General features: G+C 63.7%; 18 protein-coding genes and 1 tRNA gene. 6 read left to right on the top strand and 13 right to left on the bottom strand.

The window, feature by feature from the left end:
- The 6 genes from ACYDAT_RS13275 to ACYDAT_RS13250 all read left to right on the top strand — a co-directional run.
- The coding region (locus ACYDAT_RS13275) for a heterodisulfide reductase-related iron-sulfur binding cluster (RefSeq protein WP_461450653.1) at positions 1–325 on the top strand (325 nt) is incomplete at its 5' end.
- Entirely contained in the window at positions 325–792 is a 468-nt protein-coding gene (locus ACYDAT_RS13270) for a hypothetical protein (protein WP_461450651.1), read from the top strand. The genes ACYDAT_RS13275 and ACYDAT_RS13270, both read left to right, overlap by 1 nt.
- A gap of 97 nt (positions 793–889) precedes the next feature.
- Complete coding sequence (gene dsrE2, locus ACYDAT_RS13265; protein ID WP_461441805.1) at positions 890–1,357, top strand: sulfur carrier protein DsrE2; 468 nt, start codon at positions 890–892, stop codon at positions 1,355–1,357.
- A 44-nt stretch (positions 1,358–1,401) separates the two neighbouring features.
- Entirely contained in the window at positions 1,402–1,629 is a 228-nt protein-coding gene (locus ACYDAT_RS13260) for a sulfurtransferase TusA family protein (protein WP_461440581.1), read from the top strand.
- A 156-nt stretch (positions 1,630–1,785) separates the two neighbouring features.
- Positions 1,786–2,865 (top strand): lipoate--protein ligase family protein, encoded by a 1,080-nt coding sequence (locus ACYDAT_RS13255; protein ID WP_461450649.1) that lies wholly within the window; start codon positions 1,786–1,788, stop codon positions 2,863–2,865.
- A 336-nt stretch (positions 2,866–3,201) separates the two neighbouring features.
- Positions 3,202–4,536 (top strand): OmpP1/FadL family transporter, encoded by a 1,335-nt coding sequence (locus ACYDAT_RS13250; RefSeq protein ID WP_461439547.1) that lies wholly within the window; start codon positions 3,202–3,204, stop codon positions 4,534–4,536.
- Positions 4,537–4,596: 60 nt separating this feature from the next.
- Here the strand turns inward: ACYDAT_RS13250 and gyrA are convergent, their stop codons facing one another.
- From gyrA to ACYDAT_RS13185, 13 genes are all read right to left on the bottom strand, one after another.
- Positions 4,597–7,203, bottom strand: coding sequence for a DNA gyrase subunit A (gene gyrA / locus ACYDAT_RS13245; RefSeq protein WP_461450647.1), 2,607 nt, complete (start codon positions 7,201–7,203; stop codon positions 4,597–4,599).
- Positions 7,204–7,319: 116 nt separating this feature from the next.
- Complete coding sequence (locus ACYDAT_RS13240; protein WP_461439549.1) at positions 7,320–7,733, bottom strand: GtrA family protein; 414 nt, start codon at positions 7,731–7,733, stop codon at positions 7,320–7,322.
- Positions 7,726–8,760, bottom strand: a complete 1,035-nt coding sequence (gene mtnA, locus ACYDAT_RS13235) for an S-methyl-5-thioribose-1-phosphate isomerase (protein ID WP_461450645.1) — start codon at positions 8,758–8,760, stop codon at positions 7,726–7,728. The genes ACYDAT_RS13240 and mtnA overlap by 8 nt, the downstream gene beginning before the upstream one ends.
- Positions 8,761–8,852: 92 nt before the next feature.
- Positions 8,853–9,923 (bottom strand): class III poly(R)-hydroxyalkanoic acid synthase subunit PhaC, encoded by a 1,071-nt coding sequence (phaC, locus tag ACYDAT_RS13230; RefSeq protein WP_461450643.1) that lies wholly within the window; start codon positions 9,921–9,923, stop codon positions 8,853–8,855.
- 15 nt (positions 9,924–9,938) lie between these two features.
- Positions 9,939–10,877, bottom strand: a complete 939-nt coding sequence (locus ACYDAT_RS13225) for a poly(R)-hydroxyalkanoic acid synthase subunit PhaE (protein WP_461450641.1) — start codon at positions 10,875–10,877, stop codon at positions 9,939–9,941.
- A 110-nt stretch (positions 10,878–10,987) separates the two neighbouring features.
- Positions 10,988–13,087 (bottom strand): polyribonucleotide nucleotidyltransferase, encoded by a 2,100-nt coding sequence (gene pnp, locus ACYDAT_RS13220; RefSeq protein ID WP_461439553.1) that lies wholly within the window; start codon positions 13,085–13,087, stop codon positions 10,988–10,990.
- A gap of 20 nt (positions 13,088–13,107) precedes the next feature.
- Entirely contained in the window at positions 13,108–13,377 is a 270-nt protein-coding gene (rpsO, locus tag ACYDAT_RS13215) for a 30S ribosomal protein S15 (RefSeq protein WP_461439558.1), read from the bottom strand.
- Between the two features lie 212 nt (positions 13,378–13,589).
- Positions 13,590–14,513 carry a tRNA pseudouridine(55) synthase TruB gene (gene truB / locus ACYDAT_RS13210; protein WP_461450639.1) on the bottom strand — a complete coding sequence of 308 codons (924 nt, stop codon included), beginning with the start codon at positions 14,511–14,513 and terminating at the stop codon, positions 13,590–13,592.
- Between the two features lie 42 nt (positions 14,514–14,555).
- Positions 14,556–14,906 carry a 30S ribosome-binding factor RbfA gene (gene rbfA, locus ACYDAT_RS13205; protein ID WP_461439555.1) on the bottom strand — a complete coding sequence of 117 codons (351 nt, stop codon included), beginning with the start codon at positions 14,904–14,906 and terminating at the stop codon, positions 14,556–14,558.
- 116 nt (positions 14,907–15,022) lie between these two features.
- Complete coding sequence (gene infB, locus ACYDAT_RS13200; RefSeq protein WP_461450637.1) at positions 15,023–17,659, bottom strand: translation initiation factor IF-2; 2,637 nt, start codon at positions 17,657–17,659, stop codon at positions 15,023–15,025.
- 69 nt (positions 17,660–17,728) lie between these two features.
- Positions 17,729–19,231, bottom strand: coding sequence for a transcription termination factor NusA (gene nusA / locus ACYDAT_RS13195; RefSeq protein WP_461439557.1), 1,503 nt, complete (start codon positions 19,229–19,231; stop codon positions 17,729–17,731).
- Positions 19,232–19,264: 33 nt separating this feature from the next.
- A complete protein-coding gene (gene rimP / locus ACYDAT_RS13190; RefSeq protein WP_461439559.1) occupies positions 19,265–19,795 on the bottom strand; it encodes a ribosome maturation factor RimP in 531 nt (176 codons plus the stop codon).
- Between the two features lie 155 nt (positions 19,796–19,950).
- A tRNA-Met gene (locus tag ACYDAT_RS13185) sits at positions 19,951–20,027 on the bottom strand.
- Positions 20,028–20,449: the final 422 nt, after the last annotated feature.

The raw sequence follows: 20,449 nt of genomic DNA, 5'->3' as shown, positions 1-20,449 counted from the left end.
CGAATTTCCGCACAAAACCGCATGCTGCGGCGGCGCGCACACGCTTTCGGACAGTGACACCTCGACGCGCCTCGTGCTCAACATCCTGACCACGGCCGAGGCCTGTGGTGCCGAGGTCATCGCCACCGAGTGTCCGACCTGCCACTCCGGGCTGGAGATGCATCAGATCCGCGCCGAGAAGGTGCTGGGCAAGAAAACCAGCGTCAAGATCCTATACTTCACGCAGTTGCTCGGCATGGCGCTGGGCTTGTCCGCGCGCAAGGTGGGCGTCAACGAGAATTTCTCCGAATCCCGCGATCTGCTCAAGGCCAAGGGGCTGGGTTGATGGGCACCTTGCTGGAAACCGCCGAGACCATCGAGGCCATGCCCGACGAGGCCTTCGCCGCGGACAGCGCCACGGTGCGCAGCACATTGCTGCATGCCGGTGAGTTCATCATGGAACGCTGGCTGCAGGCGCAGGGCATGCAACCGACCGACGAACTGCACGAGGGATTTCGCCTGCTCGCTCTGCAACGCCAGGCCGCATGCGCGGACGCAACCTTCAACGCCTGCCGTGAAAGCTGCCGCGAACTGGTTTACCAGTGCAACGTCGCTGAGGCCGCCAACGACACGCACGAACGCGCACAACATTTGCGCCTGGCGGCCAGCGTCACCAAGCACCTCGCCCTGTTCATCGATGGCAAGCTGGAAAACAGGGCGTTGGGCGAATTCTGCTGCTCATCGCGCCCGCTGCGCGCGCAGGATGCCGAAGCTGCCCGCCGCATTGCGCCGGACCGAGGCACTCACGGCTGAAGCAATGCACGATCACCCGACGCGCGCCTGTACGGCGTTGCGCTTGCATCCACGACCAGAGGACTGAATACCCATGAACGGCGAAAGCGCAAAAAGCATGTCGATCATTGTCACCAAGGGCTCGCTGGACTGGGCTTACCCCCCGTTCATCCTCGCCACCACCGCCGCGGCGATGGGTTTGGACGTGACCATGTTCTTCACCTTCTATGGCTTGACTCTGCTGAAGAAGGATCTGGATCTCTCCATCTCCACGCTGGGCAATCCAGCCATGGCCATGCCGATGATGGGCGCGCACATGATCATGCCGAATCTGATCTCGGCCCTGCCGGGTGTCGATGCCATGGCCACTTCGATGATGAAGAATCTGATCAAGAAAAAAGGCGTCGCCTCGATCGAGGATCTGCGCACGGCAGCCGTTGAATCCGACATACACATGATCGCCTGCCAGATGACCATGGATCTGTTCGAGTTCAAGCAGTCCGATCTGATCGACGGCCTGACCATCGGCGGCGCGGCGACTTATATCGAATGCGCCACCAAGTGCGACATCAACCTGTTCATTTGAACTGGCTCACCTGAGCCTGCACACCCAATCCAACGGAGGACACCATGGCTGACCAACTACTCGACGCGAAGGGCTTGAACTGCCCGCTGCCGATTCTGCGCGCCAAGAAAGCACTCAAGGACATGGCCGTCGGCGACGTTCTGGAAATCCATGCCACCGATCCCGGCGCAATCAAGGATTTCGAGGCGTTCTGCCGCACGACCGGCAACGAGCTGATCGATTCCAGCACAGCCAACGGCGAATATCACTTCCGCATACGCCGCAAGCAGTGAATGAATGAAATTGCATGGCCATGAGTGAGCATGCTCCCACGCCACACGCGACCGTGAATCACCGGCATGCGTGCGGCGCTGCATGGGTGGCGCACACGATTGCGACCAGACGCAAACGCGTCCACCGACGCAACCTGAGCCTGCGGGGGCCTGTTCGTGGCTGAAACACTGCGCGTGCTCGATCTAGGGCTGGTCTCGGCGCCACGCTCGCAGGCCTTGTTTCACGGCATCGCCAGCGTCATGCGTGCGGGCGACGATCCGGTGCTGACCCTGGTCAGCCCAGAGCAGCCCTATGTGTGCATAGGCATGCATCAGGATGTCGTGGCCGAGGTCGACGAGGCTTATTGTCGTGATGCCGGCCTGCCCGTGCTGCGCCGCCATGTCGGCGGTGGTGCGGTGTATCTGGACCACAACCAACTGTTCTTCCACTTCATCTATCCGGCGGGCAAGGCACCGCGTCGCGTCACCGATCTGTATGCGTACTTCGTCGCGCCGGTGCTGGCCACTTATCAGGCGCTGGGCATCGCAGCGCGCCTGCGCCCGATCAACGACATTCACGTCAACGATCGCAAGATCGGCGGCACCGGCGCGGCACAGATCGGCGATGCCACGATTTTCGTCGGCAGCTTCATGCTCGATTTCGATGTCGAGGCCATGGCGCGCTGCCTCAAGGTGCCTTCCGAGAAATTCCGCGACAAATTGCGCGGCACGCTGCAGGACTACATCACCACCGTGCGGCGCGAGTTGGGTGCGATCCCGCCGCGCGAAGCGCTGGTCGTGCGCTTTCTGCGTGATGTCGCCGAGCATCTCCGCGTCGAACCTCGACATGATGACTTGCGCGCCGATGAAACACGCGCCGTCGACGAATGGGAACAGCAATTGCAGGAGCCCGACTGGCTCTACCAGCCCAACCGGCGCCGCTTCACCGAGGGGGTGAAGATCACCGGCGGCGTGCACCTGAGCGAGGGCATGCACAAGGCGCGTGGAGGCTTGGTACGTGTGCGTCTGCTCAGCCAGAATGAGCACATCGCCGATGTGGACATCAGCGGCGATTTCACCTGCATTCCGGCCTCTGGCATCGCCGCTCTGGCGCAAGCCCTGCGTGGTCTTGATCTATCCGCCGACATGCCTTCGCAGATCGCGCAGCACATGACCGTGCTCGGACTGGACATGCCAGGCGTGGATGCCGAAGACATCGCCACTGCGCTGCGCGGCGCTTACAAACCGGCGGACTAAGCATGCTGCCGCGCGCTACATACGACCTTTTCACCCATCTGCATTGGCAGAGCCGGTGCGATCCTGCGCGGGACGCGCGGGCTTTTGCGCGGGAATCGCGGCATGTCTGCCGTATCCCGGATCGAACACGCACCCGACCGGCTCGGCACAGAAAAGCCCGGCGTGGCGCGTGTGTTGCTGTGCATCCGTTGTTGGCAACTACAACAGGCCGTTCAACGCTCGGTATCGCGATCGATGCCATGCTGCCTGCAACCCATCGCAAACAGCAGGGGATCTCGTTCGCAAGCGTGCGCGCGACCATCACGCCCCGCGAGGGCCCTTGAGGGAGGGTTCGACATGATTTCCAAAGGTTTCAAACGCACAGTGTTGTTTTCGATGTTGCTGGCTTCGGGCGTTGCTTCGGCGACCGATGGCTATTTTGAACCCGGTTACAGCGTTCAATCAGTGGGCATGGGCGGCGTCGGCATCGCCTTCCCGCAGGATGCGCTCTCAGCAGCCACCAACCCGGCCGGCATGGCCTGGGTCGGCAACCAGCTCAATTTCGGCTTCAGCGTGTTCCGTCCCAATCGCAATGCGAGCTTCACCACGCCCAACGGCACGGCCTCGTTCAATGGCAATCAGACCCAACAGTTCTACATTCCTGAGTTCGGCTACAACCACATGCTCAACTCACGCCTGGCCGTGGGTATCGACGTATTTGGCAATGGCGGTATGAACACCGGCTACAGCTCGCTCAACACCGCCACGCGCGGGGCACAGTGCGCCAACCCGCAGGTGTTGCAGATGTTTGGTGGCAACGTGCAGCAGTGCATGGCTTCACCAGCCGGACAATTGGGCGCTTTCGGCGTGGGTTCGGTGGGCGTTGATATGCAGCAACTGTTCATCGCCCCGACCGTGGCTTGGCGCATCAACGACAGTAACTCGATCGGCATCTCGCTCGACTACGTGCACCAGAGCTTCGATGCCAATGGCATCCAGGCGTTCCAGGGACTCTCCAGCAATCCCGCGAATCTGACCAACAACCTGCATGCGCAATCCGATGGCTTCGGCTTCCGCATTGGCTGGACCGGGCACATCACCCCGGATCTGACATTGGGCGCGACCTACCAGCCCAAGATCAGCATGAGCGCGTTCAAGCGTTACAACGGCCTGTTTGCCGAGGGCGGCAAGTTCGACATCCCCGCCAATTACGGCGTGGGCGTGGCCTGGAAAGCCAGTCCTGGCCTGACCCTCGCCGGCGATGTTGAACGTATCGACTACGGCAACATTCCAGCCATCGCCAATCCGATGCTCAACTCGCTGATTTGCAGCAATCCGTCGAGTTGCGGGCTCGGCACGGCCAACGGCAGCGGCTTCGGCTGGCGCAATGTCACCGTGGTTAAACTGGGTGCGGCCTGGGCGATGAACTCGCAGTGGACGCTGCGCGCCGGCTGGAACCACAGCAGCCAGCCGATCACCAGCGCCAACGTGCTGTTCAACGTGCTGGCACCTGGCGTCGTCCAAAATCACGTCACCTTGGGCGCGACCTATGCGCTGAGCCGTGACCTGGCGCTGTCGTTCGACTATGTGCATGCCTTCAACCAGAGCATCACCGGCACGGGTGCCAGCCAGGGCACGCAGATCGCCATGTCGGAGAACACGCTGGGTTTCTCGCTGGGCTGGAAGTACTGAGTCCCGGCATTGGGCCGCGACAAGCCCGAGTGCTTGTCGCGGTCATGTCGAAACACCGGCTCACGCCTTGGGCGTGCCTTCGCCGTCGGTCGTGCCCGCGCTGCCTGCATTCGCAGCATTTGCATCCGGCTCATCCGCGGTTTCATCATCCAGCGCCAGCGGCACCACGCCGACCAGGCTCTCGTCCGCAGGCAGGCGAATCAGCGTCACGCCCTGCGTGTTGCGACCCAGTTGCGAAACCTCCGCCACGCGCGTGCGTACCAGAGTGCCGCGATCGGAAATCAGCACCAGCCCCTGCTCTGGTTGTACCTGCACCACGGCGACCAGCGCGCCGTTGCGCTCCGAGCACTGGATCGCGATCACGCCCTGGGTGCCGCGGCCCTTGCGCGGGAACTCGTCCAGCGCGGTACGCTTGCCGTAGCCACGAGCAGTCGCCGCAAGAATGTCACCGTCCGCGGCCACGATCAGGCCGACCACTTGCACGCCCTCGGCCAGACGCATGCCGCGCACACCCGTGGCCGTGCGCCCCATCGAGCGCACCGTGTCCTCGTCGAAGCGCACCGCCTTGCCGTTGCTGGCAAACAGCATGATGTCGCGCTGTCCATCGGTCAGGCACACATCAACCAGCGCATCGCCCTCGTCAAGATTGATGGCGATCTTGCCGCGCTGCAGTCGATACGCGAACTCACTCAGCGGAGTTTTCTTCACCGTGCCGCGGCACGTGGCGAAGAACACATACTGGCCGCTGTCGAAAGCGTGCACCGGCAACACGGCCTGCACCTTCTCGCCCACTTCCAACGGCAACAGGTTGACGATGGGCTTGCCGCGCGCGCCCGGTCCGGCGTCGGGAATCTGGTACACCGTCAGCCAGAACACACGCCCGGCGCCAGTGAACACCAGCAACGTGTCGTGCGTGTTGACCACCCACAACTGCTCGATGAAATCCTCTTCCTTCATCGCCGTGGCCGAGCGCCCCTTGCCGCCGCGACGCTGCTCGCGATAAATCGTCAACGGCTGCCGCTTGACGTAGCCCGCGTGCGAGAGCGTGACCACGACGTCCTCTGGCGCGATCAGATCGAGCATACCGAGATCATCCTGCGAAGCCTGGATGACGGTGCGGCGCGCATCGCCATATTCCTCGCGGATCGATTGCAGCTCCTCGCGAATCACCACGAGCAGCCGCTCGGGATCTTCAAGAATGTGGATCAGGCCGGCGATGGTATCGAGCAGGCTGCGGTATTCGTCGGTGAGCTTGTCCTGCTCCAGCCCAGTCAGGCGGTTCAGGCGCATCTCCAGAATTTCCTTGGCCTGCGCCTCGGAAAGCTGGTAGCCAGCGGCGCTCAACCCCAGACCCGGCAGCAGATCCTCGGGGCGCGACTGTGCCGCGCCGGCCGCGCCCAGCAGTGTGCGCACCAGACCCGGCTCCCACACGCGCGAGAGCATGCGCTCGCGCGCTTCCTGCGGCGAAGCCGATGTCTTGATCAGCTCGATCATCTCATCGATGTTGGCCAGCGCGACGGTGAGCCCTTCGAGGATGTGTGCACGCGCGCGCGCCTTGCGCAGATCGAAAATGGTGCGCCGGACGACTACCTCGCGACGGTGTCGGATGAAGGCCTCGAGTACCTGCTTGAGATTCAACAGTCGCGGCTGGCCATCGATCAGCGCGACCATGTTGATGCCGAACACCGTCTGCAACTGGGTCTGCTGATACAGGTTGTTGAGCACCACATCGCCCATCGCGTCACGGCGGATCTCGATGACCACGCGCATGCCGTCCTTGTCGGATTCGTCACGCAGTTCCGAGATGCCTTCGAGCTTTTTCTCCTTGACCAACTCGGCGATCTTCTCGATCAGCCGCGCCTTGTTCACCTGATAAGGCAACTCGGTGACGATGATGGTTTCGCGGCCGTTGGGCTCGGTTTCGATCTCGGCGCGCGCGCGCACCAGCACGCGGCCGCGGCCGGTGCGGTAAGCCTCGTGGATGCCGGCCGAGCCATTGATGATCCCGGCAGTGGGGAAATCCGGTCCGGGGATGTAGCCCAGCAGCGCATCGACTTCCAGCGCCGGGTCGTTGATCAACGCGATGGTGGCATCGATCACCTCGACCAGGTTATGGGGCGGAATGTTGGTCGCCATGCCCACGGCAATGCCCGCCGAGCCGTTGATGAGCAGGTTCGGTACACGCGTGGGCAGCACCAGCGGCTCGTGCTCGCTTTCGTCGTAGTTGGGACCGAAATCGACGGTTTCCTTGTCGATGTCGGCCATCAATTCGTGCGCGAGGCGCGACAGACGCACCTCGGTGTAACGCATCGCCGCGGCGTTGTCGCCATCGACCGAACCGAAGTTGCCCTGGCCGTCCACCAGCAGGTAGCGCAGCGAAAACGGCTGCGCCATGCGCACGATGGTGTCGTAGACCGACTGATCACCATGCGGGTGATATTTGCCGATCACGTCACCGACCACGCGCGCCGACTTTTTGTAGGGCTTGTTCCAGGCATTGCCGAGTTCGTTCATGGCGAACAACACGCGGCGATGCACCGGCTTGAGGCCGTCGCGAACATCGGGGAGAGCGCGGCCCACGATCACGCTCATGGCGTAGTCGAGATAGCTCTGGCGCATCTCGTCTTCAATGTTGACGCGGATGATTTCTTTGGCGAGTTCGGCCATGCCTGGGGTCCGTGACGTCAGGCCCGGGCGTTGCGCCCGGACGGTGAAAAATCGAAACGCGATGATAGCACATCCGGACTGGGATGGCTCTGCAAAAAATCATTTCAATCAATAAATTACAACGGTTTCTTCGGCGTGTTTCCAGTACCGCCAAATACCCAGCGTTGGGCGCTGGTGTAGTTGAAAACGGCAGCCATGAGCGACCCCAGCGCCACACCCAGCGCAGGCCATGCGCGCACCATGGACGACTCGTACACGGCCAGCGCATACACGCCGTAATTGACCAACGCGCCGCCGCTCATGGCCGCCATCCAACGCACCCACTCGATATGCCAGCGGTGCTGGCCGCGCGCATCGGCGAAGGTGGTGTGGCGATTCCACAGCCAGGTCACCGTGGCCGCACAACTGAAGGAGATTACACGTCCGAGGTAAGGATCCATTCCGAAAAAGGAAACCAACCCCTGCACCACGCCGGCATCGACGACGAAACCGATCAGACCGCCGATGAAGAACAAGCCGACTCTACGCATGCGTGACTCCGAATTGGCGCCGCATGCTCTCGCCATCCGGTTTGCAAAGCACACCGCGCTCGGTCACCAGCACATCGATCAGCGCCGCCGGAGTGACATCGAACACCGGATTCCAGGCCGTGGCACCTGCCGGTGCGGTGCGCTTGCCACCGCAGGACAGCACTTCCTCGGCATCACGCAGCTCGATTTCGATGGCATCGCCGCTGCGTGTGGCCATGTCCACAGTGGAAGCGGGCGCGACCACCATGAAGCGCAGGCCATGATGGCGCGCGGCCAGCGCCAGCGCATAGGTACCGATCTTGTTGGCGACATCGCCGTTGGCCGCGATGCGATCGGCGCCAACGATCACCCACTGCACGGCCCCACTGCGCATCAGCGCGGCAGCAGCGGAATCGGCGATGAGCGTGGCGGCGATGCCATCCTGCTGCAACTCCCAAATCGTCAACCGCGCGCCCTGCAGCCACGGCCGTGTTTCGCCCGCGTAGACGCGCGCAATGCGCCCACCGGCAACGCCAGCACGGATCACGCCAAGCGCCGTGCCAAAGCCGGCTGTCGCCAGCGCGCCAGTATTGCAGTGGGTCAGCACGCCCGTGCCCTGCTCCAACAGCGCGGCGCCGAACCGGCCCATGGCGTGATTGGCGGCGAGATCCTCGGCCTCGATGGCGCGTGCCTCGGCAAGCAGATGCGCAGCATCTGCACCGGAGACCGCGCATGCGTTCATGCGATCCAGCGCCCACATCAAATTCACCGCCGTCGGCCGCGCCGCGCGCAGGCGCGCCACGGCCTCAATGAAGTTGTCCGCGCGCGCGGCCAGCACCGCGCCATAAGCCGCCGCTATGCCGATGGCGGGCGCGCCGCGCACTGCCAGCGCACGGATCGCCGCGCTCACCGCTTCGGCATCCGCGCAGCGCAGCCACACCGTTTCGTGCGGCAGTAGGCGCTGGTCGAGCACATCCAGCGCATCGCCCCGCCAGCGCAACGGGCGCACCGAATCATGCGCGCCAGGATCATGGGGTTCGGCAAACATCGGTCTTCCCTGGCAACAGCGCATCTACTGCGCTCAAGCTCGCAAGGATAAAGCCTGCACCGCGTGCGGGCGAGTCCGCGTCCGTGCTTGATTCAGCCCTGCCGCTCACCCAGCCAGCCATGAATGACGCCGGGCACCTCGCGCTGCGCGCGCCCGGACACATAGATGCCGATGTGGCCACCCTTGAAGCTCAGCTCGGTATAGTCCGTGGTACCCACCACACCACGCAGCGGACGCGCCGCGGACGGCGGCACCAGATGATCCTGCTCGGCAAAGATGTTCAGTATCGGCAGCTTGACACTGCCCAGATCAACGCGCTCGTCACCGATCTCGATCTCGCCCTTGATCAGCTTGTTGGCCTGGTAGAAATCCTTGATGAACTGGCGGAAGGCCTCGCCGGCCTGGTCGGGTGAGTCGAAGATCCACTTTTCCATGCGCAGGAAATTGGTGATTTCCTTCGGGTCATCCAGCACATCGACCATGCCGACGTATTTCTGCTGGTTCAGGCGCACCGGCTTCAGCGTGAGATAGCACCAGTTCATCAGGTCAGCCGGCACGTTGCCGAGGGTGTCGACAAACAGATCGACATCCATCTGGCGCGTCCAGTTCGAGAGCATGTTGTCCGGAGTGTGAAAGTCCACCGGTGTGACCATGGTGATCAGGTTCTGCAGCTTGTGCCCGCGCAGCGCGGCGTAGCACAGAGAGAACGCGCCGCCCTCGCAGATGCCGAGCAGGTTGATGCGCTCCAGCCCATGGCGCTGACGCACCTGGTCGATGCAGCGATCGAGGTAGCCGAGAATGTAATCCTCAAGCGTGAGCCAGCGATCGGCCAGATCGGGATAGCCCCACTCGATGAGATACACGTCCTCACCCAGTTCCAGCAGGCGTGCGACCAGCGAGCGATCGGCTTGCAGATCCACCATCCACGGCGTGTTGACCAGCGCGTAACAGATCAGGATCGGCATGCGCCCGGAGGGCTTGCCAGTCGGTTTGAAGTGCCACAACGTGATTTTGTCTTCGTGATACACCGCCTCCCTGGCGGAAGCACCGAAGTCGAAATCACCGACGTTGCGCAGGTTTTGCATGCCTGCGGCGAGTTTGCGCTTGAAGCCATCGACTTCTTGCAGCGCTTTGACAGGATCGATACGCAGCGGACTGAGCATGGTGATCTCCAGAATTTAGCGGCGACGCGGCGCAGTGGCCTTGCGCGCGGGTTTGCTGGCCGGTTTGCTGGCCGGTGGCTTGCTGCTCGCAGGCACCGATGCGGAGTGCGATTTACCGGGCTCCGGGCGCGCCTGCGTCTCGGCCAGACGTGCCTGCAATTGCCGCACCTGACGACGCAAATCGTGCAGGCGCTTGCCCAACGTATTGATCTCGCTGCGTGTGGGCACGCCCAACTCGCGCGACATCTGCTCGACCTGCTGCTGCGTGCCAGCGCGTACACGCATCTGCGCGTCCACCAGTGCGCCGTAGACTTCACGCCACTCGGCTGAAAGCGCGACTTCCTGAAAGCCCTCCTCGGCGGCATCGACCCAGAGGTCGTAAAGCGCACGCAGCGACTCGATCTGGCGACCGGGTTCGGTACGCTCGGCGAGCTTGGCCTCGAATTTTTCAGTGCCCAGGCGACCCGCGCGCGCCAGCAGCTGGTTGTATCGCTGCATCTGCTGCTGGTAGTCGAGCACATCGCGCACCTGTTTTTGCGCGCGCTCCTGGTGCTCACGCGCCAGACCGATGCCCGGCACGCCCAGGGATTCGCGCAGTCCAGCCAGCGCTGGCGCGGCCATCTGCTGCCACGATTGCATCCACGCCTGCGGTCCGCCGCCAGCGATCTGGCTGGCGTCGGCAAAGGCCGTGGTGAACGGCTGGCCACCGCCAAACACACCGTCCAGCGCATCGCGCCAGGCCGCCGCCGGCTGTGCGCCACCAAGCTGCGACTGCATCGATTCGAGCAACATGAAGTAGTTCTTGAGGCCGGCCAGCGTGCGTTCGATCTGCGCCTCGCCGGTCTCGTTCATCCCTGCCGCCTGGCTGCGCAGGCTGGATTGCCAGCCCTCCCAGGTTTGCTGCATGAGACGTGCGTACTGCTCGCCGCCGGGCGGCATGAAACCAGTGGTCATGACAGACTCCACTCAATGAATGGCGCTATTGTGCATCGCACCATGCGGCGCCGTAAAGCAAAACGCCCGGGACTCCCCGGGCGTCGTTCACTGCACACTCAGCCGATGGACTAGGCTTGCGCGTCTTCGGTGACCGCCTTGATCGACAGGCGAATGCGGCCCTGCTTGTCGACTTCCAGCACCTTCACCTTGACGATATCGCCTTCCTTGAGTTTGTCGGAAACCTTCTCGACGCGCTCATTGGAGATCTGCGAAACGTGCACCAGGCCGTCCTTGCCGGGCAGGATGGTGACGAAGGCGCCGAAGTCCATCAGCTTGGCCACCTTGCCCACGTAGATGCGGCCAGGCTCGACGTCGGAAACGATCATCTCGATGCGCTTCTTGGCCTCCTCGGCCGCGTTGCGGTTGACCGAGGCGATGATCACGGTGCCGTCATCGGTGATGTCGATGGTGGTGCCGGTTTCCTCGGTGATCGAGCGGATCACCGCACCGCCCTTGCCGATCACCTCGCGGATCTTGTCCGGGTGGATCTTCATGGTCAGCAGGCGCGGCGCGTAATCGGACAGCTCGGCGCGCGGTGCGCTGATCACCTTGGCCATCTCGCCAAGAATATGCAGGCGACCGCGCTTGGCCTGGGCCAACGCCACGCGCATGATTTCCTCGGTGATGCCGTCGATCTTGATGTCCATCTGCAAGGCGGAAATACCATCGGCGGTACCGGCAACCTTGAAATCCATGTCGCCCAGATGGTCCTCGTCACCGAGGATGTCGGACAGCACCACGAACTGGTCACCTTCCTTGACCAGACCCATGGCAATGCCGGCCACCGGCGCCTTGATCGGCACGCCGGCATCCATCATCGCCAGCGAGGAGCCGCACACCGAGGCCATCGAGGACGAACCGTTCGACTCGGTGATCTCGGAGACCACGCGCAGCACATAGGGGAACTGCTCCATCGGGGGCTTGACCGCCATCACACCGCGCTTGGCGAGACGGCCATGACCGATTTCGCGACGCTTCGGCGCGCCAAAGCGTCCGGCCTCGCCCACGCTGAACGGCGGGAAGTTGTAGTGGAACAGGAACGGATCCTTGGATTCACCCTCGGGCGCGTCGATCATCTGCGAGTCGCGCGCGGTGCCCAGTGTGGTCACCACCAGTGCCTGCGTTTCGCCACGTGTGAACAGCGCCGAACCATGGGTACGCGGCAGCACGCCGACGCGCACACTGATCGCACGGATATCGTCCAACTGACGACCGTCGATGCGCACCTTGGTCTTGAGCACGCTGTCGCGCAGGGTGCGGTATTCCAGTTCGGCGAATTCCTTGGCCAGATCGGCCGCCGTCCAACCCTTGGCCTCGGCCTCGGATTTGAGCGATGCCAGCACGTCAGCCTTGATCGCGCCGATCGCGTCGCGGCGCTGCAGCTTGTCGCGTACCTTGAACGCTTCTTCGAGCCTGCCACCCAGCGCAGATTCCAGCGCGGCACACAATGCCTCGTTGCGCGCCGGCGGCTGCCAGTTCCACGACGGGCGTGCCGCTTCGGCAGCCATCTCGGCGATGGTCCGAATCGCGATCTGCATTTGCTGGTGGCCGAACACGACCGCACCCAACATCACGTCCTCGGGCAGCAACTTGGCTTCGGACTCGACCATCAGCACGGCGTTGGAAGTACCAGCGACGACCAAATCCAGCGCCGAGGTCTTGAGTTCGGTCGCGGTGGGATTCAGCACGTACTTGCCATCGATGTAACCGACGCGCGCTGCGCCAATCGGACCCTTGAACGGAATACCGGCCAGGCTGAGTGCCGCCGAAGCGCCGAGCAACGCGGCGATGTCGCCGTCAACCTCTGGGTTGAGCGACAACACCTGCGCGATGACCTGGACTTCGTTCTTGAACTCTTCCGGAAACAGCGGGCGCACCGGGCGATCGATCAGACGCGAGGTCAGCGTTTCCTTTTCGGTGGGACGTCCTTCGCGCTTGAAAAAGCCGCCGGGAATGCGGCCAGCGGAGTAGAACTTTTCCTGGTAGTCGACGGTGAGCGGGAAGAAATCCTGTCCCTCACGCGCCTTGCCGGCGGCGACGGCGGTGACCAGCACCACGGTGCCGCCCATGCTCACCATGACCGCGCCGGATGCCTGGCGGGCGATTTCGCCCGTCTCCAGCGTGACTTCGTGATTGCCGTACTGGAATGACTTGGTTACTTTCGCCACGTTTTCGGTCCTCGTTGAGATTAGCGACGCAGACCGAGGCGCTGGATCAGATCCTGATAGCGCTGCGCATCTTTGTTTTTGAGATAGCCCAGCAGGCGCCGGCGCTGGTTGACCATTTTCAGCAGACCGCGGCGCGAATGATGGTCCTGCTTGTGATCATGAAAGTGCGTCGAAAGGTGCTCGATGCGCGCGGACAACAGCGCCACCTGCACTTCCGGTGAACCGGTATCGGCCGGTGCGCGCCGATAATCGGCAATGACTTTTGCGGTTTGATCGTTGGACAGAGACATCGTGCGAATTCCTTGAACAATGCGAGACTTGCGCCAAGCCACGGCTCGTGTGGAAAACCTTGGACTGGCGCAAGCCCCCGCCGGTGGATGAAAGCGGTTGACTGAGCTGGCCATTTTAGTCGCGCCAGCGCTCCAACAACAAGTTATTTACGGTATGGACTCCTGTGACTCCGCCGCGCAACCGAGGCACAAGCCCATGCATTGCTGGCACCTCAGCCCGTGCCCTGATCCCAATGGAATCCGCGGCTGACCTTGAATTGACCCTCAAGCACCTCGGCCATGGCCAGCGCGCGGCCACCGGGATCCATCAGCAGACACGGGCCAGGCGCGGCCGCGGCCGGTGCCGCCAGCGCGCGTCCATGGCTGATGGCCAGGCTATCGGCGGCGCTCAGCGTCCAATGCGGCCAATGCGGCACGGCGTCTTCGATCGGCCGCAGCCGCGCCCACAAGGCCTCGCGCCCGTCGCGCAGAAGCATCTGCTCGAGCGTGTCCAAGCCAATCATCGACTGCCCCTGGAAAGGCGCAACCCACAATCGGCGCAGCGCGGCCAGATGGGCGCCGCAACCCAGGCGTTCGCCCAGATCGCGCGCCAGGGCGCGCACGTAAAAACCCGCGCCGCATTCCACTTCCAGCGTCAGACGATCCTCGTGATGTTGCAGCAGACGCAGCGCATGCACCTCAACCTGGCGCTGCGGCGCCCGCACCGCCTCGCCGCGGCGCGCGCGCCGGTAAAGGGGCTGGCCCTGCTGCTTGAGCGCCGAATAAATCGGCGGCACCTGACTGATGCGGCCGACGAATTCCTGCAGCAGGGCATCAATCGAGGCGTCGTCGAGGCTGGGCAGCGGGCACTCGCGAATCACGACGCCTTCGACGTCATCGGTGCTGGTGACCTGCCCCAGTCGACATACCGCGTGATACACCTTGCGCTCACCCAGCAACACGCCAGCCAGTTTGGTGGCCTCGCCGAAGCACAGCGGCAACATGCCGGTAGCGCATGGATCCAGCGCACCGGTGTGGCCACCTTTGGCCGCAGCCAGCATGCGTCGCACGCGCTGCAGCGCCTGGCTGGAACTCAAGCCCAGCGGCTTGTCCAGCAGCAGCACGCCGTGGATGGGATGAAATTCAGCGACGGACATGGTCGGGATCGAAATGGCGCAACGCGCGCGCGGTGCAACGACTCACTGTGCCGGCTTGTCCGCGCGCAGCAAGGCATCGATGCGCTCGCCACGATCCACGGATTCGTCATAGCGAAAACGCAGCGCCGGCACGCGGCGCAGGCGCATGCTCCGTGACAACTGCGTGCGCAGCTCGCCCGCCATGGCGTTGAGCGCCTTGACCGCGGCGGTCGACTGCTCGGACAGCAGCGCGATCACCCAGACCGTCGCCATGTCCAGATCGCGCGTGACCTCGACATCGGAAACGCTGACCGAGGGCAGCGCATGATCACGCACTGCGGCGTGCACCAGTGTGCCCAGCTCGCGGCGAAGCTCGGCGGAAACGCGATCGGTGCGGGTGAAGGATGGCGACATGATGACTCGGCTCAGGATGCGGCATGAATCTGGGCGCATGCAGCACTGCGGGCTCATGCTCACCAGACGCTGCGCGTGGCGACGGCGCAAACCGCACCACCGACAGTTTACGCCTGCTACAGGGTGCGCTTGACCTCGATGCGCTCGAAGCACTCGATCTGGTCGCCGGCGTGCACATCGTTGTATTGCTTGACCGCGATGCCGCACTCCATGCCGTTGCGCACTTCCTCGACGGCCTCCTTGAAGCGACGCAGCGATTCCAGCTCGCCCTGGAAAACAACGGTGTTGTCACGCAGCACGCGGATCGGCTTGTTGCGACGCACGCTGCCCTCGATGACCATGCAACCGGCCACCGCACCGAACTTCGAGCTGCGAAACACATCGCGCACCTGCGCCACGCCGATGATCTCCTCGCGCACCTCGTTGCCGAGCAGGCCGGACGCGGCCTGGGTGACCTGGTCGATGATGTCGTAGATGATCGAGAAGTAGCGCAAGTCGAGGCCATTGGCCTCGATGACCTTGCGCGCACTGGCATCGGCACGCACGTTGAAGCCGATCAGCAGCGCCTTGGATGCCGCGGCCAGCGTGGCGTCGGATTCGGTGATGCCGCCCACGCCGGATGCAATGACGTTGACCTTGACCTGATCGTTGCCGATCTTGCCCAGCGCGTCGCGCAAAGCCTCGACCGAGCCCTGCACATCGGCCTTGACGACGATATTCAGCGATTGCTGCTGGCCCTCGTTCTGACCCATCTGCGCCATCAAATCCTCAAGGCGATTGCCGCCGGAGCGCACCAGGCGCGTCTCGCGACGCTTCTGCTCGCGCTGCTGGGCAACGTCCTTGGCCAGGCGCTCATCGGCCACCACGGCCAGATCATCGCCCGCCTCGGGCACGCCCGAGAGCCCCAGCATTTGCACCGGAATCGACGGCCCGGCGTCGATGACCTGCCGGCCGGTCTCGTCGAACAACGCGCGCACGCGACCATACTGGGTGCCGCAGACCACGAAATCGCCGCGCGCCAACAGACCCGACTGCACCAGTACCGTCGCCACCGGGCCGCGGCCCTTGTCCAGACTGGACTCGACCACCACGCCGCTGGCGCGGCCATCGGCCACGGCGCGCAGTTCCATCACCTCGGCCTGCACCGAGATTGCATCCAGCAGCGCATCCACGCCTTCGCCCGTCTTGGCCGACACCGGCACGAACTGCGTGTCGCCGCCCCATTCCTCGGGCACGACTTCGTGCTGCACCAGACCCTGCTTGACGTTGTCGGGATTGGCGTCGGGCTTGTCCATCTTGTTCACGGCGATGATCAGCGGCACCTTGGCGGCGCGTGCATGCTGCACGGCTTCGATCGTCTGCGGCATCACACCATCATCCGCGGCCACCACCAGCACCACGATATCGGTGATCTTGGCGCCGCGCGCGCGCATCGCGGTGAAGGCCGCATGGCCGGGCGTATCGAGAAACGTGACCACGCCCTTGGCGGTTTCGACGTGATACGCGCCGATGTGCTGGGTGATGCCACCCGCCTCGCCAGCCGCGACCTTGGTGCGGCGGATGCAGTCCAGCAGCGAGGTCTTGCCGTGATCGACGTGGCCCATGATGGTGACCACGGGCGGGCGCGGTGCGCGCTCACCCGTGGCATCGGTCTGCGCCACCAGCTTGGTCTCGGCGTCGTTCTCGGTGGCACGCACGGCCTGGTGCCCAAGCTCCTCGACCACCAGCACCGCGGTGTCGTGGTCAATGCCCTGGTTGATGGTCGCCATGACGCCCATCTTGAACAGCGCCTTGACCACATCGGCGCCCTTGATCGCCATCTTCTGCGCCAGATCGGCCACCACGATGGTGTCGCCAATCGCCACTTCACGCACGACCGGCGCGGTGGGCTTGGAGAACGCGTGCTGACCCGCTGCGGCACGACCAGCCTCGGGCTTGCTTTTGCCGGGCTTGCGGCGTCCGGCACGGCGCGCGCGCTCGGCTTCGGTCAAATGCAGTTCGCCACCGGAGAAGCGCCCGGCATCACCGTCGCCGCCTGTCGGAGCGCGATGCGAGCCGCGATCGGGAATGCGATGGCGATGCGGGGCCTCGGGTGCACGCGCGGGTTTGTCGGCCTTGGCACGCTCGCGCGGCGGATGCGCACGCGTTTCACCCGCCGCCACGGCCTTCTCGGCGGGCGGCGATACGGGCTCGATTTCGCTGGCGCGCACGGCCTCCTGCGCGGCTTGCTGCGCCTGCAGTTGCGCAACGGCCTCGGCCTGCTTGCGCGCTTCTTCCTCGACGCGCTGCCGCTCCATTTCCTCGGCACGCCGGCGATCCGACTCAAGCAAATGCGCTTGCTGCTGATCGCGCTCCTGCTGCGATTCGCGCAATTTGCGAATCGCGTCCTCGCGCTCACTGTCGCCTGCGGACTCGTCGGCGATGACACTGCGCTTGACGTAGGTGCGCTTGGCGCGCACCTCGACCGCGACCGTCTTGGACGTAGCCGCGCGGCCGGAGCCAGTGGAGACCTTGATCTCGCTGACTTTGCGTCGGCTCAGTGTGACATGGCTGGGCGCGGCGATCGCCTCGCTGCCGCCTTCGGCCTTGCCGTGCGCGCGGCGCAGGAAACCCAGCAGCTTCATTTTTTCGGTGCTGCTGACGGCCTGGTCCGGACCTTTGAAATGCATGCCCGCCTCGGCCAGTTGAGCCAACAGCTTGTCGGCTGGAATATCCAGCATCGTGGCGAGGTGCTTGATGGTGACTTCAGACATGTCGATCTACTCCGCAAGTTTCGAGCCGCGCGACGAGGCGCGGGGGCGTGCGCTGAACATGTCCGGGCCTCAGCCGCCCTGCTCCATTTTCTCGATCATCGGCGCGCGTGCGGCCATGATCAGCGCCGCCGCGCGCGACTCGTCCATGCCCTCGATGTCCATCAGATCAATCACGGCGAGATCGCCGAGATCCTCCAGCGTATTGATACCGCGCTCATCCAGCATCGCGAGCAGCTCTGAATCCATGCCGTCGAGCGCATCCAGACTGTCTGCACCAGCGCCGCCACCGCTTTCCTCGGCGACCAGCGCCTCGGTCAACAGTGCGTCGCGCGCACGCGCACGCAACTCCTCGACGATGTCCTCGTCGAACCCTTCCACCGCCAGCAATTCAGCGGTCGGCACGTAGGCGATTTCCTCGACCGTGGAAAAACCCTCCTGCACCAGGATCTGCGCGATCTCGGTGTCCACTTCAAGCTTGTCCATGAACAGATTGAGCGCGGCTTTCTGCTCATCCTCGCTCTTGGCCTGCACCTGCGCCTGGGTCATCACGTTGAGCTGCCAGCCGGTGAGCTTGCTGGCGAGCTTGACGTTCTGGCCACCGCGGCCGATGGCTTTCGACAACTCGCCCTCCGGCACGGCGATGTCCATCGAGTGCTTGTCTTCGTCGACGATGATCGACTCGACCTGTGCTGGCGCCATGGCGTTGATCACGAACTGCGCCGGGTTGTCATTCCACAGCACGATGTCCACGCGCTCGCCGTTCAACTCGTTGGCGACCGCCTGCACGCGCGAGCCGCGCATGCCGATGCAGGCACCAATGGGGTCGGTGCGATGGTCGTGGGCCAATACCGCGATCTTGGCGCGATCGCCAGGATCGCGCGCGCAGGCCTTGATCTCGACAAGACCCTGACCTACCTCGGGCACTTCCAGCTTGAACAGCGCGATCATGAACTCGGGCGCACTGCGCGAAATGAACAGTTGTGGCCCGCGCACCTCGGCACGCACCTCCTGCAGATAGCCGCGCAAACGATCGCCGACGCGCACGGTTTCGCGCGGAATGGCGCGCTCGCGCGGGATGAAGGCCTCGACGTTGCCGCCCAGGTCCAGATAAATGCTGCCGCGCTCGACGCGCTTGACCACGCCGGTCAGCAGTTCGCCCACGCGATCACGGTAGGCACCCAGCACCAACTCGCGCTCAGCCTCGCGCACGCGCTGCACGATGACCTGCTTGGCCGCCTGCGCGGCAATGCGCCCGAACTCCGGGTTGTCAATGGGCTCCTCGATGAACTCGCCGATCTGGATGTCGGCGCGCTCCTCGATCGCATCCATCATGCGCGTCATGCGCTCGGGCGATTCCATGACCACATCGTCGGCCACGACTTCCCAGCGCCGAAAGGTTGAGTACTCGCCGCTGTCGCGGTCGATGCCGACACGGATGGCGACATCCTGATCGGGATAGCGCTTCTTGGCCGCCGAGGCCAGCGCTGCTTCCAGTGCCTCGAAAATGGTTTCGCGCGCGACGCCTTTCTCGTTGGCAACCGCATCGACGACCAGCATCAATTCTTTGCTCATTTCGTTACTCCCGCGGGCATGTGCCCGTTCGGATCATTGGCTGACTGGAGGGGTTCCGGGCTTGCCCGTCGCGCGCTTGCCACGAGACGCCGGTTTGCTGTTGTCCCTGGCTGCACCTTGCCTGGGCTGCGGCGCGTAACCCAGCGCCACCCAATCGGGAACCAGGCGTGCGCTTTCAAATGCATCGGCGGCAAAGGTGAACGGCACCGTGTCGACATCCACGGTGATCTGCTCGTCATCGACCGCAAGCACGCGCCCGCGCAGGCGACGGCGCCCTTGCTGCGGCAGCTTCAGCGTGACACGCACCTCGGCGCCGAGCAGGCGCGCGAAATGCGCGGCCGTGAACAGCGGGCGGTCGATGCCTGGCGAGGAAATCTCGAGCGTGTACTGGCCCGCAATCGGATCCTCGGCATCAAGCCATGTGGACAACTCGCGGCTGGCTGTCGCGCAGTCATCGACATCGACCTCGCGACCTGCAACCTCGATATACACGCGCAACGTGCCGCCGTGGCCATGCGTCGCCCACTCGATCCCAAGACATTCGAGACCGATGCCGGCCAACATGGGCCCGATGCGTTCCGCCAGTGCGCGCGTGTCCAAATCTCCGTCCTGCAGAAACAAAAAAAGGGCGCGACCGCCCTGCCCAACGCCGCCTTGGCGGCGCCACTCCTGCGGCCAACAAAAAAGCCTCACGAGGAGGCTTTCTTGTTCAGAAAGTCTGGTAGCGGGGGCAGGATTTGAACCTGCGACCTTCGGGTTATGAGCCCGACGAGCTGCCAGACTGCTCCACCCCGCAACAGAGTCGGTAATTGTAGGCAGCGGTCTACAAACTTGCAACTACTTCCGGTGAAATCGCTTCGTTTCAGGCACTTGCCAACGAGCCGCTTGATTTCGCATCCGGAGACCTCCCGGACTCACGCATGTCCTCGCCACTCCCTCACAGTCCGGCTCGACGCTCGGTGCCCATCTGGTGCCCATGCAGCGCCCATCTGGTGCCCACGCTGGGAGAGACTCCCGTAGAAAAGGACCGTCGGGCACACCAATCATAAGAATGCCTGGATACGCACGGTCACTGTGGGGCTCATCCCAAACCGCTACTTGCGTCAGGTTGAAGCTGCCCCGTCATACCGGAGCCCAAGAAGCGATACTTTTCCCGCTACTTGGAGCTCACCATGCAATCGATTCCGCGTCGTATCTATACCGATGATTTCAATGCCC

It is taken from the genome of Metallibacterium sp. (assembly GCF_054637675.1).
This window is presented reverse-complemented; position numbering and strand designations above follow the sequence as displayed.